Annotated in this window: 15 protein-coding genes and 1 pseudogene; 10 read left to right on the forward strand and 6 right to left on the reverse strand. The window is 74.8% G+C overall.

Annotated features, from left to right (window positions below; translation table 11 throughout):
• Positions 1 to 414 precede the first annotated feature (414 nt).
• Positions 415 to 1,299: a polysaccharide deacetylase family protein gene (locus Sm713_RS32260; RefSeq protein WP_212913503.1), complete on the reverse strand. Its 885-nt coding sequence runs from the start codon at positions 1,297 to 1,299 to the stop codon at positions 415 to 417.
• A 302-nt stretch (positions 1,300 to 1,601) separates the two neighbouring features.
• Here Sm713_RS32260 and Sm713_RS32265 point away from each other — a divergent pair, with 302 nt between their 5' ends.
• Genes Sm713_RS32265 through Sm713_RS32280 form a run of 4 tightly spaced genes read left to right on the forward strand, consistent with a single transcriptional unit; the run spans position 1,602 to position 5,534 of the window.
• Entirely contained in the window at positions 1,602 to 2,561 is a 960-nt protein-coding gene (locus Sm713_RS32265; RefSeq protein WP_212913504.1) for a carbohydrate ABC transporter permease, read from the forward strand.
• Positions 2,558 to 3,451, forward strand: a complete 894-nt coding sequence (locus tag Sm713_RS32270) for a carbohydrate ABC transporter permease (protein WP_212913505.1) — start codon at positions 2,558 to 2,560, stop codon at positions 3,449 to 3,451. Before Sm713_RS32265 ends, Sm713_RS32270 begins: the two co-directional genes overlap by 4 nt.
• A complete protein-coding gene (locus Sm713_RS32275; protein ID WP_212913506.1) occupies positions 3,448 to 4,815 on the forward strand; it encodes an ABC transporter substrate-binding protein in 1,368 nt (455 codons plus the stop codon). The genes Sm713_RS32270 and Sm713_RS32275 overlap by 4 nt, the downstream gene beginning before the upstream one ends.
• Positions 4,812 to 5,534 carry a glycerophosphodiester phosphodiesterase gene (locus tag Sm713_RS32280; RefSeq protein ID WP_212913507.1) on the forward strand — a complete coding sequence of 241 codons (723 nt, stop codon included), beginning with the start codon at positions 4,812 to 4,814 and terminating at the stop codon, positions 5,532 to 5,534. Before Sm713_RS32275 ends, Sm713_RS32280 begins: the two co-directional genes overlap by 4 nt.
• A gap of 129 nt (positions 5,535 to 5,663) precedes the next feature.
• Here Sm713_RS32280 and Sm713_RS32285 read toward each other — a convergent pair whose 3' ends face one another.
• Entirely contained in the window at positions 5,664 to 8,024 is a 2,361-nt protein-coding gene (locus Sm713_RS32285; protein ID WP_249416831.1) for an ROK family protein, read from the reverse strand.
• Between the two features lie 353 nt (positions 8,025 to 8,377).
• Between Sm713_RS32285 and Sm713_RS32295 the strand changes: the two genes are divergently transcribed.
• Both Sm713_RS32295 and Sm713_RS32300 read left to right on the forward strand, forming a co-directional pair.
• Complete coding sequence (locus tag Sm713_RS32295) at positions 8,378 to 10,678, forward strand: DUF2264 domain-containing protein (RefSeq protein WP_212913508.1); 2,301 nt, start codon at positions 8,378 to 8,380, stop codon at positions 10,676 to 10,678.
• Complete coding sequence (locus Sm713_RS32300; protein WP_212913509.1) at positions 10,671 to 13,802, forward strand: glycoside hydrolase family 38 C-terminal domain-containing protein; 3,132 nt, start codon at positions 10,671 to 10,673, stop codon at positions 13,800 to 13,802. Before Sm713_RS32295 ends, Sm713_RS32300 begins: the two co-directional genes overlap by 8 nt.
• 98 nt (positions 13,803 to 13,900) lie before the next feature.
• Here Sm713_RS32300 and Sm713_RS32305 read toward each other — a convergent pair whose 3' ends face one another.
• The gene (locus Sm713_RS32305; RefSeq protein ID WP_212913510.1) at positions 13,901 to 14,557 is read right to left on the reverse strand and encodes a TetR/AcrR family transcriptional regulator; all 657 of its coding nucleotides are present in this window, start codon (positions 14,555 to 14,557) and stop codon (positions 13,901 to 13,903) included.
• Between the two features lie 192 nt (positions 14,558 to 14,749).
• Between Sm713_RS32305 and Sm713_RS32310 the strand changes: the two genes are divergently transcribed.
• Positions 14,750 to 15,484 (forward strand): NADPH-dependent F420 reductase, encoded by a 735-nt coding sequence (locus Sm713_RS32310; RefSeq protein WP_249416832.1) that lies wholly within the window; start codon positions 14,750 to 14,752, stop codon positions 15,482 to 15,484.
• 84 nt (positions 15,485 to 15,568) lie between these two features.
• On the opposite strand, the gene Sm713_RS32315 is transcribed toward Sm713_RS32310, so the two are convergent.
• Both Sm713_RS32315 and Sm713_RS32320 read right to left on the reverse strand, forming a co-directional pair.
• Positions 15,569 to 17,044: an FGGY-family carbohydrate kinase gene (locus Sm713_RS32315; RefSeq protein WP_212913512.1), complete on the reverse strand. Its 1,476-nt coding sequence runs from the start codon at positions 17,042 to 17,044 to the stop codon at positions 15,569 to 15,571.
• Positions 17,041 to 18,093: a 2-hydroxyacid dehydrogenase gene (locus tag Sm713_RS32320; protein WP_212913513.1), complete on the reverse strand. Its 1,053-nt coding sequence runs from the start codon at positions 18,091 to 18,093 to the stop codon at positions 17,041 to 17,043. The genes Sm713_RS32315 and Sm713_RS32320 overlap by 4 nt, the downstream gene beginning before the upstream one ends.
• 296 nt (positions 18,094 to 18,389) lie before the next feature.
• On the opposite strand from Sm713_RS32320, the pseudogene Sm713_RS32325 reads away from it, so the two are divergent.
• The 3 genes and pseudogenes from Sm713_RS32325 to Sm713_RS32335 all read left to right on the forward strand — a co-directional run.
• Positions 18,390 to 19,055 (forward strand): annotated as a pseudogene (locus Sm713_RS32325) (histidine phosphatase family protein); the annotation flags it as partial.
• Positions 19,056 to 19,159: 104 nt separating this feature from the next.
• Positions 19,160 to 19,954, forward strand: coding sequence for a DeoR/GlpR family DNA-binding transcription regulator (locus Sm713_RS32330; RefSeq protein ID WP_212913515.1), 795 nt, complete (start codon positions 19,160 to 19,162; stop codon positions 19,952 to 19,954).
• A gap of 117 nt (positions 19,955 to 20,071) precedes the next feature.
• Complete coding sequence (locus Sm713_RS32335; RefSeq protein WP_249416833.1) at positions 20,072 to 21,571, forward strand: FGGY-family carbohydrate kinase; 1,500 nt, start codon at positions 20,072 to 20,074, stop codon at positions 21,569 to 21,571.
• 9 nt (positions 21,572 to 21,580) lie between these two features.
• On the opposite strand, the gene Sm713_RS32340 is transcribed toward Sm713_RS32335, so the two are convergent.
• On the reverse strand, positions 21,581 to 22,300 hold the full coding sequence (locus Sm713_RS32340) for a TetR/AcrR family transcriptional regulator (protein WP_212913516.1): 720 nt from the start codon (positions 22,298 to 22,300) through the stop codon (positions 21,581 to 21,583).
• Between the last annotated feature and the right edge of the window lie 72 nt (positions 22,301 to 22,372).

Here is a 22,372-nt window from a genome sequence, read left to right on the forward strand (position 1 = left end):
TCCGGCGCGTCGTGGTCGCTCGCGCAGTTCCCCGCGCCCCTTTACATGCGCGGGGTGGAGGTACCTCCCACGTCCTCAAAGCAGTGGGGGAGCGAGCACCGACGACGCGCTTGCGCTGCCGCAGCGGCGCGAAGCGCCCGGATAAGGGGCGCGGGGAACTGGGCGAGCAACCACAAGGCACCCGAGCCGTCACCACCCACCGGCAGTCCCCTTTGGAGGCGCGAAGCGCCCGGATAAGGGGCGCGGGGAACTGGGCGAGCAACCACGACGCACCCGAGCCGTCACCACCCACCGGCAGTCCCCTTTGGAGGCGCGAAGCGCCTGGACAAGGGGCGCGGGGAACTGCGCAAGAAGCCACGACGTATCCGAGGCATGCCGTCCGGGGGCACCCCGGTTCCCGGCCGCGCCCGCGGCCTACGGCTTGTAGACCGTCCCCGGCTCCGCATCCCCCGGCGCCAGCAACTGCGGCACCGTGACGAACACGTACCCCCGTGCCTTGAGGGCGTCGATGATGCCCGGCACCGCCGGCACCGTGCCCCGGTAGATGTCGTGCAGCAGGATGATGCCGTCCCGGCCCGCCTGGTCGAGCACGCGCTTGCGTATCAGGTCGGAGTCGGTGGTCAGGTAGTCCTTCGCGGTGACGCTCCACAGCACCTCGGCGAGGCCCAGCTGCCGGCAGATGTCGTTGACCGTCTTGTTCGTGCGGCCCTGGGGCGGGCGCATGAGCGTGGGCTTCCGGCCGGTCAGCTTCTCTATGGCCGTGTCGGGGCGGGTGAGCTCCGCGCGCACCTCGTCGGGCCTGATCCGGGTGAGGATCCGGTGGTCCCAGGTGTGGCTGGCGACCTCGTGGCCCTCGGCCGCCATGCGCTTGACCAGGTCCGGATAGCGCGCGATGTGCTTCTTGCCGAGCAGGAAGAACGTCGCGTGGACGTGCTTCTCCTTCAGGATGTCCAGCAGCCGCGGGCTGTTCGCGCTGGGTCCCGCGTCGAAGGTCAGCGCGATGCACTTGGCCTTGCGGCAGTCGACGGCGCCGAGCGGAGCCGGGTGGTCGGGGTCGGCCGCGGCGCGCGCGGCGCTGGGCGCGGTCGTGTCGTAGCGCGTGCAGCCGGTGGTGGCCAGGACCAGGGAGAGCGCCACCGTCAGGAGCGTCCCCGCTCGCCGCGCCACCGCCCGCCGCCCGGCCCGGCGCGCCGTCCCGCCCCACGCCGACCGGGCCGGCGAACCGGCACCGCGTCTCCGGCGTCCGCTCACCCCGAATGCGTTGGATGTGCTGAATGCGTTCTTGGTCGAATCGAGCATGCGGATCACTATACACGCGGTGTATACGTGGAGTGTATAGTGGCTGAAAACGATCCTTGAGGCCAATCACGGGTTTCTCCTCACACGGGATGTGTGAGGTTCCATCCGGCCCACCGTTTCCTGCTGTTGTGCCAGCTCAAGGTGGAAGTGGGGGGCGGTGCACCGGACTTGTCCGGCTGCCCGGGTGCGAAGTCGTAACACAACGCGGTGTTCTCTTCTCGTTCACCTTGTTGGTATTCCTAGGGGCGGCACCGCGCCCCGCCCGGGGGCGCCGTACGGTTCACCGGAAGGACACCGCTGTCGTGACGACCGACGCGCAGCAGGACGGCGCTGCCGCTCCGCCGGGCCCCGCGGCGCCCGGCGAGGCCGGCCGCCGGCTCCGTGCCCGGCGTCGGCGGCGTGACTACCTGCTCTTCGCCGCCTTCGCCGCCCCGAACTTCCTCTTCCTGCTCGTCTTCGCCTACTGGCCGGTCGTCTACAACGCCTATCTGAGCTTCACCGACTGGGACATGGTCTCCTCGTCCTGGCACATGACCGGCCTGGACAACTACGCCTCGCTCTTCGGCGATCCGGACTTCACCGGCAGCCTGTGGACCACGGTGGTCTTCGTCGTCGGGGTCGTCGCGGGCGGCCTGGTCCTCGGCCTCGCCACCGCGCTCCTGCTCAACCAGCGGCTGCGCGGGCGCAACGTCGTGCGGACGCTGACCTTCGCGCCGTACGTGCTCTCCGGAGCCGCCGTCGGCACCCTGTGGCTCTTCCTCTTCGACCCCGACTACGGCCTGCTGCGCCCGCTCCTCGCCCCGCTGGGCATGGCCGCCCCCGCGATGATGACCGACTCCAAGTGGGCGCTGTTCGGCCTGGTGCTGGTCTACCTCTGGAAGAACACCGGCTTCGTCGCCGTGGTCTACCTCGCCGGGCTCCAGGGCCTGCCCAGGGACGTCTTCGAGGCCGCCGCGCTGGACGGCGCGGGCGCCTGGACGAGGCTGCGGAGGATCATCCTCCCGCTGCTCTCACCGGTCACCTTCTTCCTCCTGGTGACCTGCACCATCACCACCTTCCAGGCGTTCGACGTGATCGCCGTGATGACCAGCGGTGGTCCGGGCACCTCCACGTCGATCCTGAGCTGGTTCATCTACGACCAGGGCTTCCGCACCTTCGACGCCGGACGGGCGTCGGCCGCCGCCATGGTGATGTTCGTGGTGCTGCTGCTGATCACCGGCTTCCAGGCGCGCTTCCTCGAGCGAAAGGTGCACTACCGGTGACCGCTGTCGACTCCCTCCCGGAGACCGGGCCCCCTCGCCTCGCCGGTCCCGCCGCCCGGGGCGGCCGCGGTGCCCGCCGCGCCCGGCGCTTCGGGCTCCACGCGCTGCTGGTGCTGGTCGCCCTCATCGCCGGCGGCCCGCTGTACTGGCTGATCTCCTCGGCGCTGAAGACCAACCCGGAGATCTACAGCTACCCGCCGCACTGGATACCCACGGACCTGCGCTGGTCCAACTTCGCCGACGCCTGGCACGCCGCCGCCTTCGGCCGCTACTTCCTCAACTCGCTGGTCGTCTCGGGGGTCGGCACGGCGATCGAGCTGCTGGCCGCGCTGCTGTGCGCGTACGCCTTCGTCTTCCTGCCGTTCCCGGGCAAGAAGGTGCTCTTCCTCGTCCTGCTCGGCGCGATGATGGTGCCCGGCCACGTCACCCTGCTGCCGAACTTCCTGACGGTCGCCCAGCTCGGCTGGGTCAACTCCTACGCGGGCCTGATCGCGCCGGGCCTCGGCTCCGTCTTCGGCACCTTCCTGCTGCGCCAGCACATGCTGACCCTGCCGTGGGAGGTCATCGACGCGGCGAAGATCGACGGCGCGGGCCACCTGCGCACGCTGTTCCGGGTGGTGCTGCCGATGTCGCGCCCGATGGTCATCACCGTCGCCCTCGTCGTCATGGTCGGCAAGTGGAACGACTTCATCTGGCCGCTGATCATCACCAGCAGCGACGACATGCGCACCCTCCCCATCGGTCTGCTCTTCCTGAAGAACACCGAGACCTTCGCCAACTGGGGAGCGATCCTGGCCGGTGCCGTGATGGTGATCGTGCCGGTCCTCGTCGTGTTCTTCTTCGCCCAGCGGTACATCATCGCCGGGCTGACCCAGGGAGCCGGGAAATGACGCGTCCCTCGCCGGCCGGCCCCACCGCGTCCCCGCTGGGCAGGCGCAGCGTGCTCGGTGCGGGTGCCGGTCTCGGCCTCGCCGCGGCCCTGAGCGCCTGCGGCCAGACCACCGGCCCCGTCTCCCAGCCCGGTGGCGCGGTGCCCGGAAGGTACCGGGGGCGCACCAAGGTGGTGCTCTGGTCCACCTTCGCCGACCCCGTGGGCCCGGCCCTTCAGCGACTCGTCGACGCCTTCAACCGCGAGCAGCGCGACGTCTACGTCGAGGTGCAGTTCCAGGGCACCTACGACGAGTGCGCCCAGAAGGCGGTCATCAGCCTGCTCGGCGCCCAGGCCCCCGACCTGTGCGTGCTCTCCGACGTCAAGTGGTACAAGTTCTACTTCGGCGAAGCCCTGGAGCCCTGGGACTCCTACTTCGAGCCGGGCGAGCTGGCGGCCACCTACCACCCCAAGCTGCTCAGCGAGGGCCGGGCCAAGGGGCGCACCTGGTGGCTGCCGCTGGCACGCTCCACGCCGCTCTTCTACTACAACAAGACCCTCTTCAAGAAGGCCGGCGTGCCGGTGCGCGCCCCCGAGAGCTACGACGAGCTCTACGCCTGGTCGCGCCGCATCACCCGGCTGAGTGCGGGCGGCCAGCAGGTGGCCCTGGAGGCGTACCAGAAGGTCGACGGCGACTGGCAGTTCCAGTGCAGCGCCTGGCAGTTCGGCGGGGCGTACTCCAGGGGGCTGGACGTCACCATCGACCAGGGCGGCGCCGTCGCGGCGGGGGAGTGGCAGCGCAAGCTGATCTACAAGGACCGCATCGCCTACATGGCCACAGAGCCGACGGCCGACATGGGCAACCAGCTCATCGCCACCCTCGTCACCTCCACGGGCGGCTTGCAGAAGATCAACGAGATGGCGAAGGCGAACGGCTGGCAGCTCGGCACCGGCTTCCTTCCCAAGAAGGAGAAGTTCGCGGTCAACACGGGCGGCGGCGGTCTCGGCATGTTCCGGCGGGTGCCCCGGGAGCGCAAGGAGGCGGCGGCGACGTTCGTGCGGTTCCTCGCCCGCCCGGAGAACGCGGCGCAGTGGACCGTCCAGACCGGCTACCTGCCCGTGGTGCCCGCCGCCGTCAAAGAGGCCCCGCTCGTCAAGCTGATGAGGGACGACCCGAACTTCACCACCGCGGTACGGCAGCTCGAACTCACCCGCAAGGGCGACCAGGTGCGCATGATGATCCCGAACGCGAATGTGCGCATCTATACCGCCCTGCAGCGCATATGGTCGGGGAACACCCCCGCTCAGCAGGCCTTCTCGGAGGTGGCCGACCAGCTGCGCAAGGGTGTCGACCGCTACGGCACCACGATCGAGGAGCACCTGTGAACCACCCCGTCACCCGTCCCCTGGTGTACGCGCACCGCGGAGCCAGGGCCGACGAGCCGGAGAACACGCTGCGTTCCTACCGGCGGGCGCTCGCCCTCGGCGCCGACGGCATCGAACTCGACATCCGCCTCAGCGCGGACGGCCACCTCGTGGTGATCCACGACAGGACGGTCGACCGCACGACCGACGGCGAAGGGGCCGTCGCCGACCTCACGCTCGCACGGATCAAGGAGCTGGACGCCGGCCTGGGCGAGCGGATCCCGACCTTCGACGAGGCGATGGAGGTCTGCGGCGACCTGGTGCAGATCGAGATCAAGGCGCTGGAGGCGGTCCAGGCGCTCGCCGAGCGGGAGCGGCACACCCCGCTGCCCGGCCCTGTGGTGCTGACCTCCTTCAACAAGGCCGCCGTCGAGGAGGCGGCCCGGCTGCTGCCCCACGTGCCGCGCGGCCTGATCACCCACCACCCGGGCGAGGACATGGTGCGTGAGGCGCTGGACCTCAAGGCCGCCTGGGTCTGCCCCGAGCTGAAGCCCGAGCTCACCGGCGAGCTGGTGGACCGCTGCCATGCCGCGGGCCTGAAGGTCGACGCCTGGCCCGCCGCGGACCGCGCCAACACCCGGCTCTTCGCGGCGATCGGCGCGGACGCGATCACCACGGACCACCCGGGCCGGGCGGCTCAGTGGCTCGCGGAGGACTCCTCGGGCGACCCGCGGGACTGAACGGGCTCCGGCCGCCTTACGGGGGGTGGCCGGAGCTTGACGGGGGAGCGCGCCCACCGGCCGGACGGGCGGTGTCCGGTCGGGTGGGCGGTGTCCGTGTCCGATCGGGCTTCCCGGGGCGCGCGGCCGTCACATCCGGGCCGTGCCCCGGTGCGCCGGGCGGGTGCGGGCGCCCAGGGTCGGCGTGAAGGCGGAGTGGAAGACGCTCGACGCGGCGCCGACCGGTGCCGCGGCCTGGTTCAGGCGCGAGTGCGCCACCTGCACGTCGCGCACCCGCCGCGCCACCGGGAAGCGGTTGACGGCCGCGGCGATCTCCCGCAGGTAGATGCCGGCGACCGACGGAAGCATCGCGGGCCCGCCCACGATCAGCAGCTCCACGTCGAAGAGGTCGATGATCCCGACCGCGCCCAGCGCCACGACCTGCGCCACCTCCGCCAGCACCCGCACGGCCCGCCCGTCGCCCTGGGCCGCCGCCGCGCACACCCAGTCGTAGGCGCCGTCGCCCTCCGGCACCGGAAGCCCCGCAGCGGCGGCCCGCTGCACGGCCGCCGAGATCGGGGCGCACTCGTCCACCATCCGCGGCCCGCCCTCGTCCGTGAGCAGGCCCGCCTTGATCGCGCACAGCTCGCCGACCTCGCCGGCGTTGCCCGTGCTGCCGCGGTACACATCGCCGTTGAGGAAGGCGCCGCTGCCCGCGCCCGCGCCCAGGTACAGGTAGACGAAGTCGCTCGCCCGGTCGGCGGCGCCCAGCCAGCGCTCGCCGATCGCCGCGGCGGTGGCGTCCTTCTCCACGATGACCGGGGCGCCCAGCCGGTCCGCCAGCTCCGTCTTGAGCGCCACCTGCTCCCACCCGTCGAACAGCGGCGGATCGAGGACGACGCCCGCGCGCGCGTCGAGCGGGCCCGGGACCGCGACGCCGACCCCGAGCAGGTTCTCGGACGCCGGACGGGTCGCCTCCGCCGACTCCAGGGCGAGCCGCGCCATCTGCGTCAGGCACCACTCGGGATCGCGGCGGCCGGTCAGCTGGAGCCGGCGGTGGTCGAGCACGTCCCCGCAGAGGTCCACGGTCACCACGCTGATCATCTCGGGGTCCAGGTGGACGCCGACGGCACAGGCGGCGTCCGGCCGCAGGCGCAGCGGCACCCGGGGCTTGCCCGCCCCCGAGGACTGCCGGGCGTCCTCGGCCAGCAGCCCCGCCGTCAGCAGGTTGCGGGTGATCCGGGAGACGGCCTGCGGGGTCAGACCGGTCTGCTCGGCGATCTCGACGCGGCTGAGCGCGCCGGACTCGCGGATGCTCTCGATGACCAGCTTCTCGTTGTACGAACCCAGCGCGAGCTGGTTGAAGGCGCGCGGCGCAGGGCGGGGGGCCGGGACCCGGCTCCCGGCGGTCTCCGCGCGCCGCCAGGTGAACACCTCTCCGCCCCGCGCGGCGTCGGCGAACGCCCGCGCCGCGTCGACGAGCGTCCGCAGGGCGGGCCTGAACCGGCCGGGGACCTGCACCAGTTCGGACAGCGCCAGCGTGCACACGGTGCCCGGCCAGCTCATCGTCCGGTCCGCCCGGTGCCAGGTGACCGCCGGCGTGCCCGCGGCACCCGCCTCCTCGCGGACCGCGTCGCCCCACACGAGCGCGTGCAGGATCCGGTCAGGGTGCCGCTCGGCCACGGCGGCGATCAGCGCGGCGGGGCCGCCTCCCGAACCGTTCCCCGGGCCGCCGGGCGCGGTGCTTCCGGGGTCGCCGGACCCAGCGCTCCCGAGGCCGCCGGACCCAGCGCTCCCGAGGCCGCCAGGGCCCGCGTTCCCCGGCTCGCCGGAACCGGCGTTCCCCGAGCCGCTGGGCCCTGCACTCCCCGCGCCGCCGTCCGCGCCGCCCAGCACCGCGCGCACCCGGTCGAGCTGTGCCCCGAGCGCCGCGTGGGCCGCGCGGCGCTCCTCCGTGTCGGCGGCCCGGCCGGGCTGTCCGGCGGGGCGGGCGACCTGCCCGACCACGAGCAGGGCCGCCCCGTCCCCCTGCGCCCAGACCCCCAGCAGCTCGGAGCGGAGCGTGGGGCAGGGCGGGCCGGCCGGCACAGTGGGGGGCCGCCCGTCGCCCGGTCCCGCGCCCCAGCGGCGCCAGACCCCGGCGAGCGTGGTGTGCGAGATCCCGAGCCGGTCGGCGAGCGCCCGCGCCGACCAGACCGCGGCCGGGGAGGGCGGTCCCGCCAGCGTCGCCGCGACCACGTCGGCCTCGTCGACCTGCGGCGGACGCCCGCTGCGCGGACGGTGCTCCAGGCCGGCGATGCCCTCCGCCGCGTACCGTCTGCGCCAGGTCGTGACGGTCGGCCGGGAGACGCCGAGGTGCCGGGCGCTGTCGGTGACGCTGAGGCCGGCGTCGGCGTCCAGCACGATCCGGGCCCGCACGGCGCGCTCCGCGGAGCCGCGCGCCCAGGCGCGCAGGGCGGCGCGCTCCTTCTCGGTCAGCGGCGGCTCGGCCGCGTCAGCCATCTCACGCATGGCGGCCATCCAACACGGTTTTCCCGCAGATGTAAAAGTATTAAGTTGCCAGTCGCGGGAGGCGCCCGGCGTGAAGTGCCGATGCCCGCCCGCTCAACGGCCCAGCCGGCGACGGCCGGTGGCCCGTGGCAGAGAGCGCTTCCTAGCAAGTGACCTGCGCGAGAAGGGCTCACGGTGAGGGTATTGCCGATGTTATTTCCGCCGTCGGGGCATTGACGTAAGTCAAATCGATGGACTTACCATGGCGGCCAGTTGGTCCTCGGTGCCGCCGGGCACCGCCTCCCGCAGGGGAGTTCCAGCACCAGGAACGAGCCGGAGCCGATGACCCGCCGCCGTCGAAAGAGACCGCACGCATGAGCCCCGCACCCCGCCCGTCCGGCACCTCCCCCGACCCCGCCGAAGCCCCCGGATCCCCCGGCCCCGCCCGAGCCTCCGCCCCCACCGGCGAACCCGCGCGCCCCGCATCCCCCGAACCCGCCGCCGCATCCGCGGCCTCCGCCGGACGGCCCCTGGCGGCGCACCCCGCGTCCGGCTGGGACCGCGCCCGCTTCGAGCGCACCGCCGACGAACTCCTCCTCGCCGTGCGGCCGTACGCCAGCGAGGGCCGGGCCCAGATCCGGCTGCCCGGCGTGCCCAGCCACAACGGCACCTGGAGCGACGGGCTCGAAGGGTTCGCCCGCACCTTCCTGCTCGCCGCCTTCCGGCTTGCCGGAGCGGGCGGCGCCGACCCCCACCACCTCGCCGAGTGGTACGCGGACGGCATCCGGGCGGGCGCGGACCCCAGCAGCCCCGAGCGCTGGCCCACCTTCGCCGAGTCCAACCAGGCCAAGGTGGAGGCCGCCTCCCTCGCCCTGGCCCTGCACGAGACCCGCCCCTGGATCTGGGACCGGCTGCCCGAGCGCACCCGCGAACAGGTGCTGGCCTGGCTCGGCGCCATGGTCGGCGACGCGATGCCCGGCAACAACTGGATCTGGTTCCAGGCCGTCACCGAGGCGTTCGCGCGCACCGCGGGCGGCGCGTGGAGCGAGGCCGACCTGACCCGCACCGTCGAGCTCACCGACACCTGGTACACCGGCGACGGCTGGTACTCCGACGGGCTCACCGGCGGGGCGCACCGCAACCACGACCACTACAACGGCTGGGCCATGCACTTCTACCCGCTGTGGTTCTGCCGGATCCTCGGCGACGCCGCACCGGACGGCCTGCTGGACCGCTACCGCGCCCGGCTGCGCCGCTTCCTCGACGACGCGCGCCACCTCGTCGGCGGCAACGGCTCCCCGCTGCTCCAGGGCCGCTCTCTGACGTACCGGTTCGCGGCGCTGGCGCCCGTGTGGACGGGCGCGCTCTTCGACGCGACCCCGCTGCCGCCCGGCCAGACACGGCGCCTCGCGGGCCTGATGCTCGGCCACTTCACGGGGCACGGCGCCACCGACGAGAACGGGTTGCTGACGCTCGGCTGGCACCGGCCCTTCCGGCCGATCCTCCAGGTGTACTCGGGGCCCGCCTCGCCCTACTGGGCCAGCAAGGGCTTCGCGGGACTGCTGCTTCCGCCCGGCCACCCGGTGTGGACCGCCACCGAGGAGCCGCTGCCCGTCGAGCGCGCCGACTTCGACCGGACCCTGACCGCCCCGGGCTGGCTGGTCTCCGGCACCCGCGCGGACGGCGTGGTGCGCGTCGCCAACCACGGCGGCGACCACGCGGATCCGGCCCGCCCGCACTCCGACGACCCGCTGTACGGGCGCCTGGGCTACGGCACCCACACGGCGCCCGAGACGCCCGGCGACCCGCGCGGCGGACCCGTCGACTCCTCCGCCGTCCTCGTCGACGACGCCGGAGGCGCCTCGCACCGCCGCCCCCTCGAACGGCTCTCGGTGGCAGGACGCACCGCGGTCTCCCGCAGCCGCGCCCACTGGCCCGACGACGAGCGGTGGGACTGCTTCGGAGGCCCCGACACCACCTACCGGCTCGGCCCCTGGATCACCGTGGCGTCCGTGCTCCGCGGACCCCTGGAGGTGCGCATCGCCCGCGTCGACCCGGCGCCCGAGACCCCGGAACACCCCGCCCACCCCGGCCCCTTCCGCCTCCGTCTCGGCGGCTGGGCGCTGCCCCGCACCCCGCAGGACCCCGCCGCCACCACCCACCAGGCACCGCCCACGGCCACGGTCGCCGGCAGCGGCCTGCACAGCACCGTCGTCTCCCTGAACGGCTTCGACCACGCCGAGGTGCACGAGGGCACCGGCTCCAACGCCCTCGGCCCCGCCTCCGCCACCCCGGCCCTCCGCACCGGGGGCCCGCCCCGCTGGGCGCACCCCTACGCGGCCGCCGTCCACCTCTCCGGCCGGCCGCTCACCCAGGCCGAGCTGCCCCGGCTGCACCTGTGCGCCAACCCGGCGACCGGGGCCGTCGAAGCCCTGGTCAGCTGGCCGGACGGGGTGGAGGACACGGTGCTCCTTCCGGCGCCCGCCGCGCCGGGGTGCGCGCCCGCCGCGCCGTGCTCCGCCCCCGCCGGAGCACGGCCCGCTCCCCTCACGCCGGAGTCCACTCCCGCCACGTCGGAGTCCGCTCCCACCGCCGGTGCCACCACCCCCACATCAGACGCAGCAGACGCCCCCGCAGCCGCCCCCACCGCAAAGGAATCCGCGCACGATGCATGACGACCGCAGGTCCACCGAGGACCGCATCGCCAAGTTCACGGCCGAGCGGCTGCGCCCCGCGCTGTACGGGCCGCCGGTGCCGCTGGAGCTCTCCGCCTGGCGCGTACCGGACGAGCCCGTCCCGGTCGCCGAGGCCCTGACCGCCGCCTACGAGCCGTTCGCCGTCGGCGACGGCTGGGGCAGGCCCTGGGCGACGACCTGGCTGCGTGCCCGCGCGGAGATCCCCGCCGGCTGGGCGGGCCGCCGCGTCGAGGCCGTCTTCGACCTGGACTTCGACCTCACCCGGGGCCCCGGAGGACAGGCCGAGGGCTTCGTGCACGACGCCCAGGGCGCCCCCCTCCAGGGCCTGCACCCGTACAACCGCTCCGTCCTGCTCACCCGCGCCGCCGCCGGCGGCGAGCCGGTCGACCTGCTGGTCGAGCTGGCCGCCAACCCCCCGATCAGCGGCAGCCGCGGCATCGGGACCCACTACGGCGCCAAGGACACCGCGGGCGACGACGACCTCTACCGGCTGCGGGCCGCGGAGATCGCCGTACGCGAGGAGGACGTCTGGCACCTGCTGCACGACATCGAGGTGCTGGACGAGCTGATGCGCGAGCTGCCCACGGGCTCCTCGCGCCGCCACGAGATCCTGCGCGCCCTGGAACGCGCCGTGGACGCCGTCGACCCCTGGCGGCCGGCCGCCACCGCCGCCGCGGGCCGCGCGGAACTGGCCGAGGTGCTCGCCCGCCCCGCGCACGCCTCCGCCCACACCGTCACCGCCGTGGGGCACGCCCACATCGACTCGGCGTGGCTGTGGCCGCTGCGCGAGACGGTCCGCAAGTGCGCCCGCACGTTCACCAACGTGACCACGCTCGCCGAGGAGTACCCGGAGCTGGTGTTCGCGTGCTCCTCGGCGCAGCAGTACGCCTGGATGAAGGAGCACCGCCCCGAGGTCTTCGAGCGGATCAGGAAGGCCGTCGGCGAGGGCACGTTCGTGCCGGTCGGCGGGATGTGGGTGGAGGCCGACGGCAACCTGCCCGGCGGCGAGGCGCTGGCCCGCCAGCTCGTGTACGGGCGGCGGTTCTTCGCCGCGGAGTTCGGCATCGAGCAGGACGGCGTGTGGCTGCCCGACTCGTTCGGCTACACCGCCGCGTACCCGCAGCTCGCGAAGCTCGCGGGAGCACGCTGGTTCCTGACCCAGAAGCTGTCGTGGAACGCCACCAACAAGCTGCCCCACCACACCTTCGACTGGGAGGGCATCGACGGCACCCGGGTCCTCACCCACTTCCCGCCCGTCGACACCTACAACTGCGAGTTGACCGGCCGCGAACTCGCCCACGCCGAGCACAACTTCGCCGAGAAGGGGGCGGCGAGCCGGTCCCTGGCCCCGTTCGGCTTCGGCGACGGCGGCGGCGGGCCGACCAGGGAGATGCTGGAGAAGGCCCGGCGCCTCGCCGACCTGGAGGGCTCGCCGAGGGTGCGGGTGAGCGCGCCGGGCGAGTTCTTCGAGGCGGCACGGGACGAGTACCCGCGGCGCCCGGTGTGGCGCGGCGAGCTGTACCTGGAGACGCACCGCGGCACCTACACCAGCCAGGCCCGCACCAAGCGCGGCAACCGCCGTTCGGAGGCGCTGCTGAGGGAGGCCGAGCTGTGGGCGGCCACCGCCGCCGTGCGCACCGGCGCGCCCTACCCGTACGAGGAACTCCAGGCGCTGTGGCAGCAGGTGCTGCTGCACCAGTTCCACGACATCCTGCCCGGCTCCTCCATCGCCTGGGTGCACCGGCAGGCGGAGGAGACCTACCGGGGGATCCACCGCGACCTGGAGCGCGTCGTCGACCGCGCGCTCGCCGAGCTGGCCGCACCGGATGACGGGGCGGGCGCCCCGGTGGTGTTCAACGCCGGCCCGCTGGCCCGCCAGGAGGTCGTGGTGCTGCCCGAGGGCGCCCCGGTGCCCGAGGGCGCGCAGCGGCTGGCGGACGGACGGTACGCGGTCGCCGTCGCCGCACCCGCGCTCGGCGCGGGCGCGGCCGAGCCGGCACCGCCCGCGCCGGTCACCGTGGAGAGCGACGCCGCGGACGGGGACGGGGCGCCGGGCGGCTTCGTGCTCGACAACGGCCTGCTGAGGGTCCGCGTCGACGGCGAGGGCCTCGTGCGGTCCGTGTACGACCTGGCGGCGCGCCGCGAGACCCTCGCCCCCGACCAGCCGGGCAACCTGCTCCAGCTCCACCACGACGACCCCAACGCGTGGAGCGCCTGGAACATCGACCACCACTACCGCAACACGGTGCGCGACCTGACCGCGGCCGAGTCGGTGACCGTGTCCGAGCGGGGCCCGCTGCTCTCCTCGGTGCGCGTGGTGCGGGCCTTCGGCGACTCCCGCGTCGTGCAGGAGCTCCGGCTCTCGGCCGGCAGCCGCCGTCTTGAGGTGGACACCGACATCGACTGGCAGGAGCGCGACGCGGTGCTCAAGGCGGCCTGGCCGCTCGCGGTGCACGCGGAGCACGAGAGCGCCGAGATCCAGTTCGGCCACGTGCGCCGCCCCACGCACGAGAACACCAGCTGGGACGCGGCACGCTTCGAGGTGTGGCACCACCGCTGGGTGCACGTCGGCGAGTACGGCTTCGGCGCCGCGCTCCTCAACGACTCCACCTACGGCCACGACGTCCGCCGGCACACCCGCGACGACGGCGGCACGACCACCACGCTCAGGCTCAGCCTGCTGCGCGCCCCGCACAGCCCCGACCCCCAGGCCGACCGCGGCCGGCACACCTTCACCTACGCCCTCCAGGCGGGCGCCGACGTCGGCGACGCCATCGCCGGGGGCTACGCGCTCAACCTGCCGCTGCGCACCCGCACCGGCCGGGCGGACGCCGCGCCGCTGGTCGCCGTCGACAACCCGGCGGCGGTGGTGGAGGCGGTCAAGCTCGCCGACGACCGCTCGGGCGACCTGGTGGTGCGCCTCTACGAGTCCCGCGGGGGAGCCGCCACGGCCACGCTGACCAGCGCGGTGCCGCTCGCGGCGGCACACACCGCGGACCTGCTGGAGCAGCCGCTGGCCGACCTGGACCGCTCGGACGGGACGGAGGTGCCCCTGACGCTGCGGCCCTTCGAGATCGTCACGGTGCGGCTGCGGCGGGCCTGACGGGCGACCGCACACGGTGCCGGCCCCGGCGTGCCCACACACCGCCGGGCCCGGCACTCCCCAGCCGTGGCAGGCCGCGGAGGCCGCTCCTCACGCCGTCACTTCGCGGCGGTGCGGTGCCGTTGCTTCCTGGCGGCCGGGGCGCCTGTGCCCGGTGTGGCGCCGGTGCCGGCTGCCAGAGCGGTGAAGGCGTCGTCGAGGACGGCGGTGAGGGCGACGCGGCCGTTGGCGCCGAACCAGTGCTCCAGAGCGATGATCAGGCAGTCCAGGGCCGCGGCCACGCGCACGGAGGCGGTGAGCGCGGAGGAACCGGCCGCGCCGGAGCGCCGCACGAGTGCGTCCGTGAGGCCGGGGCGCCAGGTGACCTGCTTCTCGCGCAGCCCGGCGCAGAGTGCGGGAGTGGCCTGTACGAGCCGGAGCAGTTCGATGGTGTCCGCGGGCCTGCGGGAGAGGTGGTCGGCGGCCGGATCGAGGGCCCGTCGCAGCGCTGTCCAGTCGCTCTCGTCGGCGGGCCGGGCCCGTAGGGCTTCGGCCATCCGCTCACCGAGGGGGTCGAACGCGCTGAGGACCACCTCTTCCTTGCTGCCGAAGTAGCGCAGATACGTGCTCCGGGACACGCCGGCGGCAGCGGCCAGGTCGTCGAACGTGACGTTGCCGAAGCCCTCGCTGCAGAACTGGTCGAACGCGACCTGGGCCAGTTCGTCCCGGATGGCGCCGCGTGCGATGTCCCGTGTCCTGGTCCGCGCTGTCCCCATGAACGCATGGTAGCGCCCGCACGGTCCTCACTTGCAGGGAGGAAACCCGAGAGCTAGCTTGATACTCAGTATCAGCAAGGTGACTCGGTATCCATCGTCGCGTGCCGGGAGCTGCCGTGCCCGCGTGCCGTCGAAGGGCGCCGCGGACGCGCCCGCATGCCGCCTTGGGGCCCTCCCGAACGGAGCAGACACGTGACCAGGACACTCGGACTCATCGGCAGCGGCCAGATCGGCGGGAACCTGGCCAGGCTCGCCGCCCGCGCCGGCTGGAACGCGGTTCTCAGCAATTCGCGCGGCCCGGAGACCCTTCGCGGACTCGTCGCCGAAATCGGTGACCGCGCCCGCGCGGCCACACCTGCCGAGGCGGCCGAGGCCGGCGACATCGTCGTGGTGACCGTCCCGCTGTTCGCCTACGACCGGCTGCCCCGGACGGCGCTCTCCGGCAAGACGGTGATCGACACCATGAACTACTACCCGCAGCGCGACGGGAGCATCGCGGAACTCGATGCCGACGCGTTGACCTCCAGCGAGCTCGTGCAGCGGCATCTGGCCGGCTCACGGGTGGTGAAGGCCTTCAACAGCATCACCGCCAAGCACCTGCTGAACCTGGCCCGGCCGGCCGGCGCCCCCGACCGCAGCGCGCTGCCCCTCGCCGGGAACGACACCGCCGCGAAGGCCGAGGCGGGGGAGCTGCTGAACGCCCTCGGCTACGACGCGGTGGACATCGGCGACCTCTCGGGGAGCTGGCGCAGCGAGCCCAACACCCCCGTGTACTGCTTTCCTTACGGGGGCGAGCTGCCGGAAGGGCTCGGCCAGGAGGAGCTGCTCCAGCGGTTCTTCGAGTCCCCCGGCGCTCCCGTGCCCGCCCGGCGGATCGAGGAACTGGTCGGCGCGGCTGTGCGCGGGCCCGCGGGGGGCTTGATGTAGCGGCCGCCCGGGGCAGGTCCCCGTCCACGGTCCCGGGGCTGGTCCCGGGGCCGCGCCGGGTCCCGGCCGTCCCGACGGCGCTGGTCAGGCGCTCCACTCCGCCCGCGCCGCCCCCAGCGCCGCCCGGTACGCCGCGTACCCGGCCTCGTAGAAGTCCCGGGTCTCGGCCCGCGGGTGCACGACCCGGAAGCGCCCGGCGTCGTCCGAGCGGTCCGCGGGCGGGGCCCCGAGGGCGCGGCGGGCGACCATGACCGCGCCCAGGGCGCCCACCTCCGGCTCGCGCGGGATGCGCACCGGCCTGCCGAGCACGTCGGCGAAGAGCTGCGCCCAGGTGTCCGAGCGCACCCCGCCGCCGCAGGCGGCGAGCGCGCCGCTGAGGCCCGCCGTCTCCAGGCAGTGGCGCCCGGCGTACCCGATGCCCTCGCAGACCGCGCGTACGGCGTCGGCGCGGGTGTGGTCGAGCGTCAGCCCGTCGAGGCGGCCGCGGGCGGCCGGTTCGACGAAGGGGGCGCGCTCGCCGGCGTCGGAGAGGAACGGCAGCGCGGTGACCCCGCGCGCGCCGGGCGGCGAGGCCGCGAGGAGCGAGTCGAGGTCGCCGGTGCCCGCGCCGGTGAGCGCGAGGACCCACTCCAGGGCCGCCGTTCCGACCATCGCCGGCATCGCGCGCAGCCAGCGTCCCTCCTCGGGCAGGCACAGCCACATCCCCGCCGGCTCCGCGGCCGGGTCGATCTCCGCCCGGTCGGTGAGCACCTGGCAGGCGAGGGTGGTGCCGACGATCAGCAGCCCGTCGCCCACCTCGGACACCCCGCTGCCGATGGCGCAGGCCGGCAGGTCGTACGGGCCCGCCGTGACCGGCAGCCCCTCCGGCAGGCCGAGGAGCCCGGCGCCCGCCGCGTCCAGCGCGAGGACGGTGCCGGGCGGCGCGGGCGGCTTCAGCAGCCGCGCCTGGTCCGCGAGGCCGCAGGCCGCCAGCGCCTCGGGCGCGTAGGCGCGGCGCACCGGGTCGAGGAACGGCAGCGTGGCGTCTGAGGCGTCCACGCAGACCTGCCCCGTCAGCCGCTCGGCGACGGTGTCCACGCAGTACCCGGCGGTGGCGGCCCGCTCCAGCACGTCGGGCTCGCTGCGTTGCAGCCAGGCGAGCAGCGGGGCGTGGCAGCCGGGGAACATCCCGGAGCCGGTGTGCGCGTACACCTCCTGCACGGTGCCGTCGGCGAGCCAGCCGGTGACGATGCCGGCGGCCCTGCCGTCCATCCACGACATCGCCGGGCGCACCGGCCGGCCCCGCTCGTCCCGCAGCCACAGCCCGTCGCCCTGCCCGGTGAGGGCCAGCGCGGCCGGCGGCACGTCCAGCGCGGCCACGGTCTCGCGCACCACCTCGGCGGCCGTGCGCAGCACGTCCTCGGGGTCCTGCTCGACCCGCCCGCCGGGCCCGCGGTCGAGCCGGCTGGCCCGGGACGCGGCGGCGAGCGGGGTGTCGTCGGGGCCGTAGGCCACCGCCTTGGTCACGGAGGTGCCGATGTCGACCCCGATGTAGGGGGCGCGGGCAGTGGCCGCGGTCATGCCGCCGGGCCTCCCGCCACCTCGGGGTTGGCGGGGTGCGCCAGCTTCTCGCCGCGCAGGAAGCGGCCCACCTCGCCGGCGGTGATGGCGGCCGCGCGGTGCGCCGTCTGCCGGGTGGCGCCCGCGAGGTGCGGGGCGGTGACGACGTTCGGCGCGGCGCCCAGGGGCCAGTCGGCCGGCGGCGGCTCGACGTCGTACACGTCCAGGGCCAGGGCCCGGAGCCTGCCGGACGCGAGGAGATCCGGCAGCGGGGCGTGGTCGAGGAGCGCGCCGCGCGCCGAGTTCACCAGTACCGCGCCGTGGGGCAGCAGCGCGAGACGCTCGGCGTCGATGAGGTGGCGGGTCTCGGGGGTGAGCCGCGCGTGCAGGCTGACGACGCTGCTGCGCCGCATCAGGTCGTCCAGCTCGACCGGCTCCACGCCGTCCGCGCGCACCGCCTGGGGATCCGCGTACGGGTCGGCGGCCAGCACGTGTGCCCCGAAGGCGCGCAGCACCCGGGCGACGATCCGGCCGATGGCGCCGTAGCCGACGAGGCCGACCGTGGCGCCGTCCAGCTCGCTGCCACTCTCGTCGTAGGCGTAGAAGTCGCCGCGCCAGCGGCCCCGTTTCAGCTCCGCGTCCGCGGTGGGGATGCGGCGCAGCGCGGCCAGCATCAGGCCGACGGCGAACTCCGCGGCGGCCGGGGCGTTGCGGCCCGGCGCGAAGCTGACGGCCACGCCGTGCCGGGTGGCCGCGTCCAGGTCCACGTTGACGGGGCCGCCCCGGCAGACGGCGACCATCCGCAGGGCGGGCCGGGCCGCGAAGACCCGGGCGGTGAACGGCGCCATCTGCGTCACGCACACCTCGGCGTCGCCCAGCGCGTCGATGAGCCGGTCCTCGGTGCCGCTGGCCTCCTGCACCCCGCCGACCGGTCCGAACGGCTCGTGCGGCCAGGGCAGGACCAGCTCCGCGACGTCGACCCGGGTGCCGTCCGCGGAGAGTTCCTCGTCGAGCGCCGCGCGGATCAGGTCCGGGCGGACGAAGTGGTCGCCGGCGGCGAGAATACGCATGGAGGGGGCCCTTCGTACGGGTGCGGGGGCGCGGACCGCGCGGACGGCGGAGGCGGCGAGGACAGGGGGACGGTCGGGAGCGGCACGGACGTCGGAGGGCGGCGCGGACGGTGGGGCCTGCCCGAACGCCGGGCGGGTGCCCGGCCATCACCGCCCTTGATAGATTTAACAGCCGTCACGTGAGGAATCAATGGACCGGTGTCCGCCGGGGGACACCCCGCCGGGACCGGGCCCCGCACCCCTGCGGCCCCCGGCACCTGCCCGGGCGGCCCGCGATGCCCCGAGGAGGCGCACGGATGCCCACGACGCCGGCGGATCCCGCCCGGCTGCTGCTGGTGCGGCACGGCGAGACCGTGTGGCACGCGGAGAACCGCTACGCGGGCATCTCCGACGTCGCCCTGACGGACCGCGGGGCGCGCCAGGCCGCCGCGCTCGGCGAGTGGGCGCTGCGGCGCGGCGCCGATGCCGTGGCCTGCTCCCCGCTCGCCCGCACCCGGGCCACCGCGCAGCCCGCCGCCGACCTGCTCGGGCTCCACCTTGAGGTGGTCCCCGAGCTGCGCGAGGTGGACTTCGGCTGGGGCGAGGGCCGCACCATCGCGGAGATGGCCGCCGAGGACGCCGAGGCGGTGCGCAGGTTCCGCGCGGACGCCGAGTCGGGCGCGTTCCCCGGCTCCGAGCCGCCGTCGGCCGCGGCGGCGCGCGCCACGGCCGCACTGCGCGCCCTGGCCGCCCGGCACCCCGGCGGCACCGTCCTGGTGGTGGCGCACAACACCCTGCTGCGGATCGCGCTGTGCGGCATGCTCGGCATCCCGGTCGGCCGCTACCGCCTGGTGCTGCCCCGGCTGGACAACGCCGCCGTCACCGAGATCCAGGTGTCCGGCGAGCACACCGCGCTCCTGTCCCTCAACGTGCCGACCTCGCCCGCCCCTTCGGCCCCGCCCGCCGGGACCCGCGCGGCAGGGCCGGGCGGGACACCGCCAGAGGACCCGGACCCAGGGGCGCCCCGCGCACCCCTCACCGGGACCGCCCGCGAGACTCCGCCCGCGCATGAGCCAGACTTGGGCGCATGACGACCGGTACGGCGAGCGGGTCTGCCCGCCCCCAGGACGCGCGCAGGCAGCTGATCACCGAGCACGTGCTGGCGCACGGCACCGCGACGGTCGCCGAGCTCTCGGAGCTGACCGGCGTGAGCGTGATGACGGTCCACCGCGACCTGGACGAGCTGGCCAGGCGCGGGGTGCTGCGGCGCTTCCGCGGCGGCGTGTCCGCACTGCCGTCCACCGTCTTCGAGAGCAACCTGGACTACCGGCTCGGGGTGAACGTCGCCGAGAAGGAGGCCATCGCGCTGGCCGCCGCCGACCTGGTGGAGCCCGGCATGTCGGTGATGCTAGACGACTCCAGCACCGCGCTGGCCCTGGCCAGGCTGCTGGTCGAGCAGACCCCGTTGACCGTGGTCACCAACGCCCGCAGGGTGGTGGACGTCTTCGCCGGCCGCGACGGGATCCGGCTGATCGCGCTCGGCGGCGAGTACTCCCACACCCACGACTCCTTCCTCGGGGTGCCGTGCGTGGAGGCCGTCGAGGCGCTCTCGGTCGACATGGTGCTGGTCTCCACCTCGGCCATGGACGCCCGCATGACGTACCACCAGGAGCAGGACGTGGTCCTCGTCAAGCGCGCCATGCTGGCCTCCGGCACCAGGAAGGCGCTGCTCATGGACCGCACCAAGCTGGCCAGGGCCGCGCTGCACAGGCTCGCGCCGGTCGGCGACTTCGACCACCTCGTGGTGGACGGCGGCATCGGCGGCGAACTCCTCGCCGAGTTGCGCGAGCACACCGACGTACGCGTGGCGGACCTCTCCTGATCCGGCCCGCTCCCACCGGCCCGCTCCCACCGGCCCGCTCCCACCGGCCCGCTCCCGCCGGACCGATCCCGCCCGCTCCGGCCGGAACTCTCAAGGGGACGTGTTAATTTCACAGCCATGATGTTCCATACGGGCGGTGGTGAGGCGGGCGGGCGGCCCCTGGTGCCCGTGGTGGCCGGCATCGACGTCGCCACCGCCGCGGTACGCGTGGTGTGCGCCGGCGCCCGCGGCGAGGTGCTGGCGGAGGGCGGTGCCCCGCTGCCGGACCCGGTACGCGGCCCGGGCGGGCGCAGCGAGCAGGACGCGCGGAGCTGGTGGCCCGCGACCGCGCAGGCGCTGCGGCAGGCCACGGCCGCGCTGCCGGGCCGCGGCCGGGAGGTGGTGGCCGTCGCCGTGTCCGCCACCTCGGGCACGCTGGTCGCCGCCGACGCCGACGGCACCCCGCTGGGCCCGGCGCTGATGTACGACGACCGGCGTGCCGCTGACGTCAATGCCCGCGCCCAGGAGCTGGGCGGGGACCGATGGCGCTCGCTCGGGCTGACCGTCGGCCCCACCGCCGCCCTCGGCCGCCTGGTCTGGTGCGTCCGGAACCACCCGGACACCCGCCACGTCCTCCACACCCCCGAGGTGCTCGGCCACCACCTCACGGGCGGCCCGGTCGCCGCCGACTGGAGCCACACCCTCAAGACGGGATACGACCCGCTCGCCGGCGAATGGGCCCACGAGGTGTTCGACGCGCTCGGCGTGCCGCCCGGCCTGCTGCCCCGGGTGCAGCCGCCCGGCTCGCAGGTGGGCACCGTGAGCCCGCAGACGGCGGCCGAGACCGGGCTGCCCGCGGGCTGCCGGGTCAGGCTCGGCATGACGGACGGCTGCGCGGGCCAGCTGGCCACCGGTGCGGTGGCGCCTGGCCAGTTCGTGGGCGTGCTCGGGACGACGTACGTCCTCAAGGGGGTGGCCAGGGACCTGGTCACCGACCCTGCGGGCGCGCTCTACAGCCACCGGCACCCGGACGGCTGGTGGCTGCCGGGCGGCGCGTCCAACACGGGTGGCGAGGCGCTCGCGGCTCAGGCCGCGGATCAGCCCGCCGCGGACCGCGCCCGGCGGCTGGCCGCGCTCGACGAGGCCGCCGAGGCGCGCGGGCCCGCGTCGCACGTGTGCTACCCGCTGCGCCGCGAGGGCGAGCGCTTCCCGTTCGTCGCCGGCGCGGCCCGCGGCTTCCGCACCGGCCCGCCGGAGGACGGCGCCGACCGGCACCGCGCCGTCCTGGAGGGCGTGGCCTTCGTGGAACGGCTCGCCCTGGAGCGGGTACGGGACCTGGGCGCCGAGGTGACGGGCCCGCTGCACGCCGCGGGCGGCGGCAGCCGCAGCCCGCTGTGGAACCGGATCCGCGCCACCGTCCTCGACCGCCCCCTGCGCGTCGTGGAGCGCGCGGAGACCGCCTTCGGCGCCGCGCTGCTCGCCGCCGCCGGCACCCTGCACCCCGACCTCACCACCGCCGCAGGCGAGATGACCGGCCCCGGCCGCCTCGTCGAGCCGCGCCGCGAGGAGAGCGCCGCGCTGGACGACTCCTACGGACGGTTCCGCGAGGAACTGGCCACGCGCGGCTGGCTGCCGTAGCCGCGGGGCTCACCGCGGCCGGCCCGGCTCACTCCGGCCCGAGTCCCCGTGCTCCGCCCGCACCGGGGCGGTGAGCAGCCCGCGCACGAGGTTGTCGATGAGGGCGTCGCCGAACTCCTCGGTGATCGGCTCGTCGGGGATCAGCAGCCGGTGGTAGCAGGCCCCCCAGAGCTGGTCGATCACGACCCGCGGGTCCGCGTCCGGGCGGATCTGGCCGCGCCGCTGGGCGCGCTCCAGCACGTCGAACGCCAGTCGCCTGCGGTGTGACGAGTAACGGTCGCGGAACGCTGCCGCCAGGTCGGGGTCGGTCTGGGCCTGGCCGATGAGTTCGGCGAGCACCCGGCCCGCGGGGGTGCGGCCGATCAGGTTGACGAACGCGTTGAGCTGCGTGCTCAGGTCCGCGACGACGTCACCGGTGTCGGGGAAGGCGAGGGTCTCCTCGACGGCGCGCATGTAGCCGTCCAGGGCCAGGGCGCCCTTCGAAGGCCACCACTTGTAGATGGTGGTCTTGCTGGCCCCCGCGACCTGGGCCACCCGTTCGATCGTGAAGGTGGCCATGCCCCCGTCGAGCAGCAGGGCGCCGGCCGCCCGGAGGATGTCGCCGCGTACCTCGTCGGCGGGCCGCCGGCCACGGCCCCTGCGGGCTCCCCCGGGGGCCGGGGAGGCGGGTGCGGTGCCGGAGCCGTTCGGTGCCGGGGACGCGCCGGAGCCGTCCGGGGTCGGTGCCAAGGCTGGGATCCTCTCGGTGTGCGTGGCGGCCGTGGGCGCGGCCGCCGACCCCCGGGGGGAGCGGGCGCGGCC

The organism is Streptomyces sp. TS71-3, assembly GCF_018327685.1.
Taxonomy (GTDB): domain Bacteria; phylum Actinomycetota; class Actinomycetes; order Streptomycetales; family Streptomycetaceae; genus Streptomyces.

Excerpts from the sequence above, each read along its gene's own strand:
- Sm713_RS32260 (WP_212913503.1), bottom strand. The coding sequence starts at position 1,299 with ATGCTCGATTCGACCAAGAACGCATTCAGCACATCCAACGCATTCGGG.
- Sm713_RS32275 (WP_212913506.1), top strand. The coding sequence starts at position 3,448 with ATGACGCGTCCCTCGCCGGCCGGCCCCACCGCGTCCCCGCTGGGCAGG.
- Sm713_RS32285 (WP_249416831.1), bottom strand. The coding sequence starts at position 8,024 with ATGCGTGAGATGGCTGACGCGGCCGAGCCGCCGCTGACCGAGAAGGAG.
- Sm713_RS32295 (WP_212913508.1), top strand. The coding sequence starts at position 8,378 with ATGAGCCCCGCACCCCGCCCGTCCGGCACCTCCCCCGACCCCGCCGAA.
- Sm713_RS32300 (WP_212913509.1), top strand. The coding sequence starts at position 10,671 with ATGCATGACGACCGCAGGTCCACCGAGGACCGCATCGCCAAGTTCACG.
- Sm713_RS32305 (WP_212913510.1), bottom strand. The coding sequence starts at position 14,557 with ATGGGGACAGCGCGGACCAGGACACGGGACATCGCACGCGGCGCCATC.
- Sm713_RS32315 (WP_212913512.1), bottom strand. The coding sequence starts at position 17,044 with ATGACCGCGGCCACTGCCCGCGCCCCCTACATCGGGGTCGACATCGGC.
- Sm713_RS32320 (WP_212913513.1), bottom strand. The coding sequence starts at position 18,093 with ATGCGTATTCTCGCCGCCGGCGACCACTTCGTCCGCCCGGACCTGATC.
- Sm713_RS32330 (WP_212913515.1), top strand. The coding sequence starts at position 19,160 with ATGACGACCGGTACGGCGAGCGGGTCTGCCCGCCCCCAGGACGCGCGC.
- Sm713_RS32335 (WP_249416833.1), top strand. The coding sequence starts at position 20,072 with ATGATGTTCCATACGGGCGGTGGTGAGGCGGGCGGGCGGCCCCTGGTG.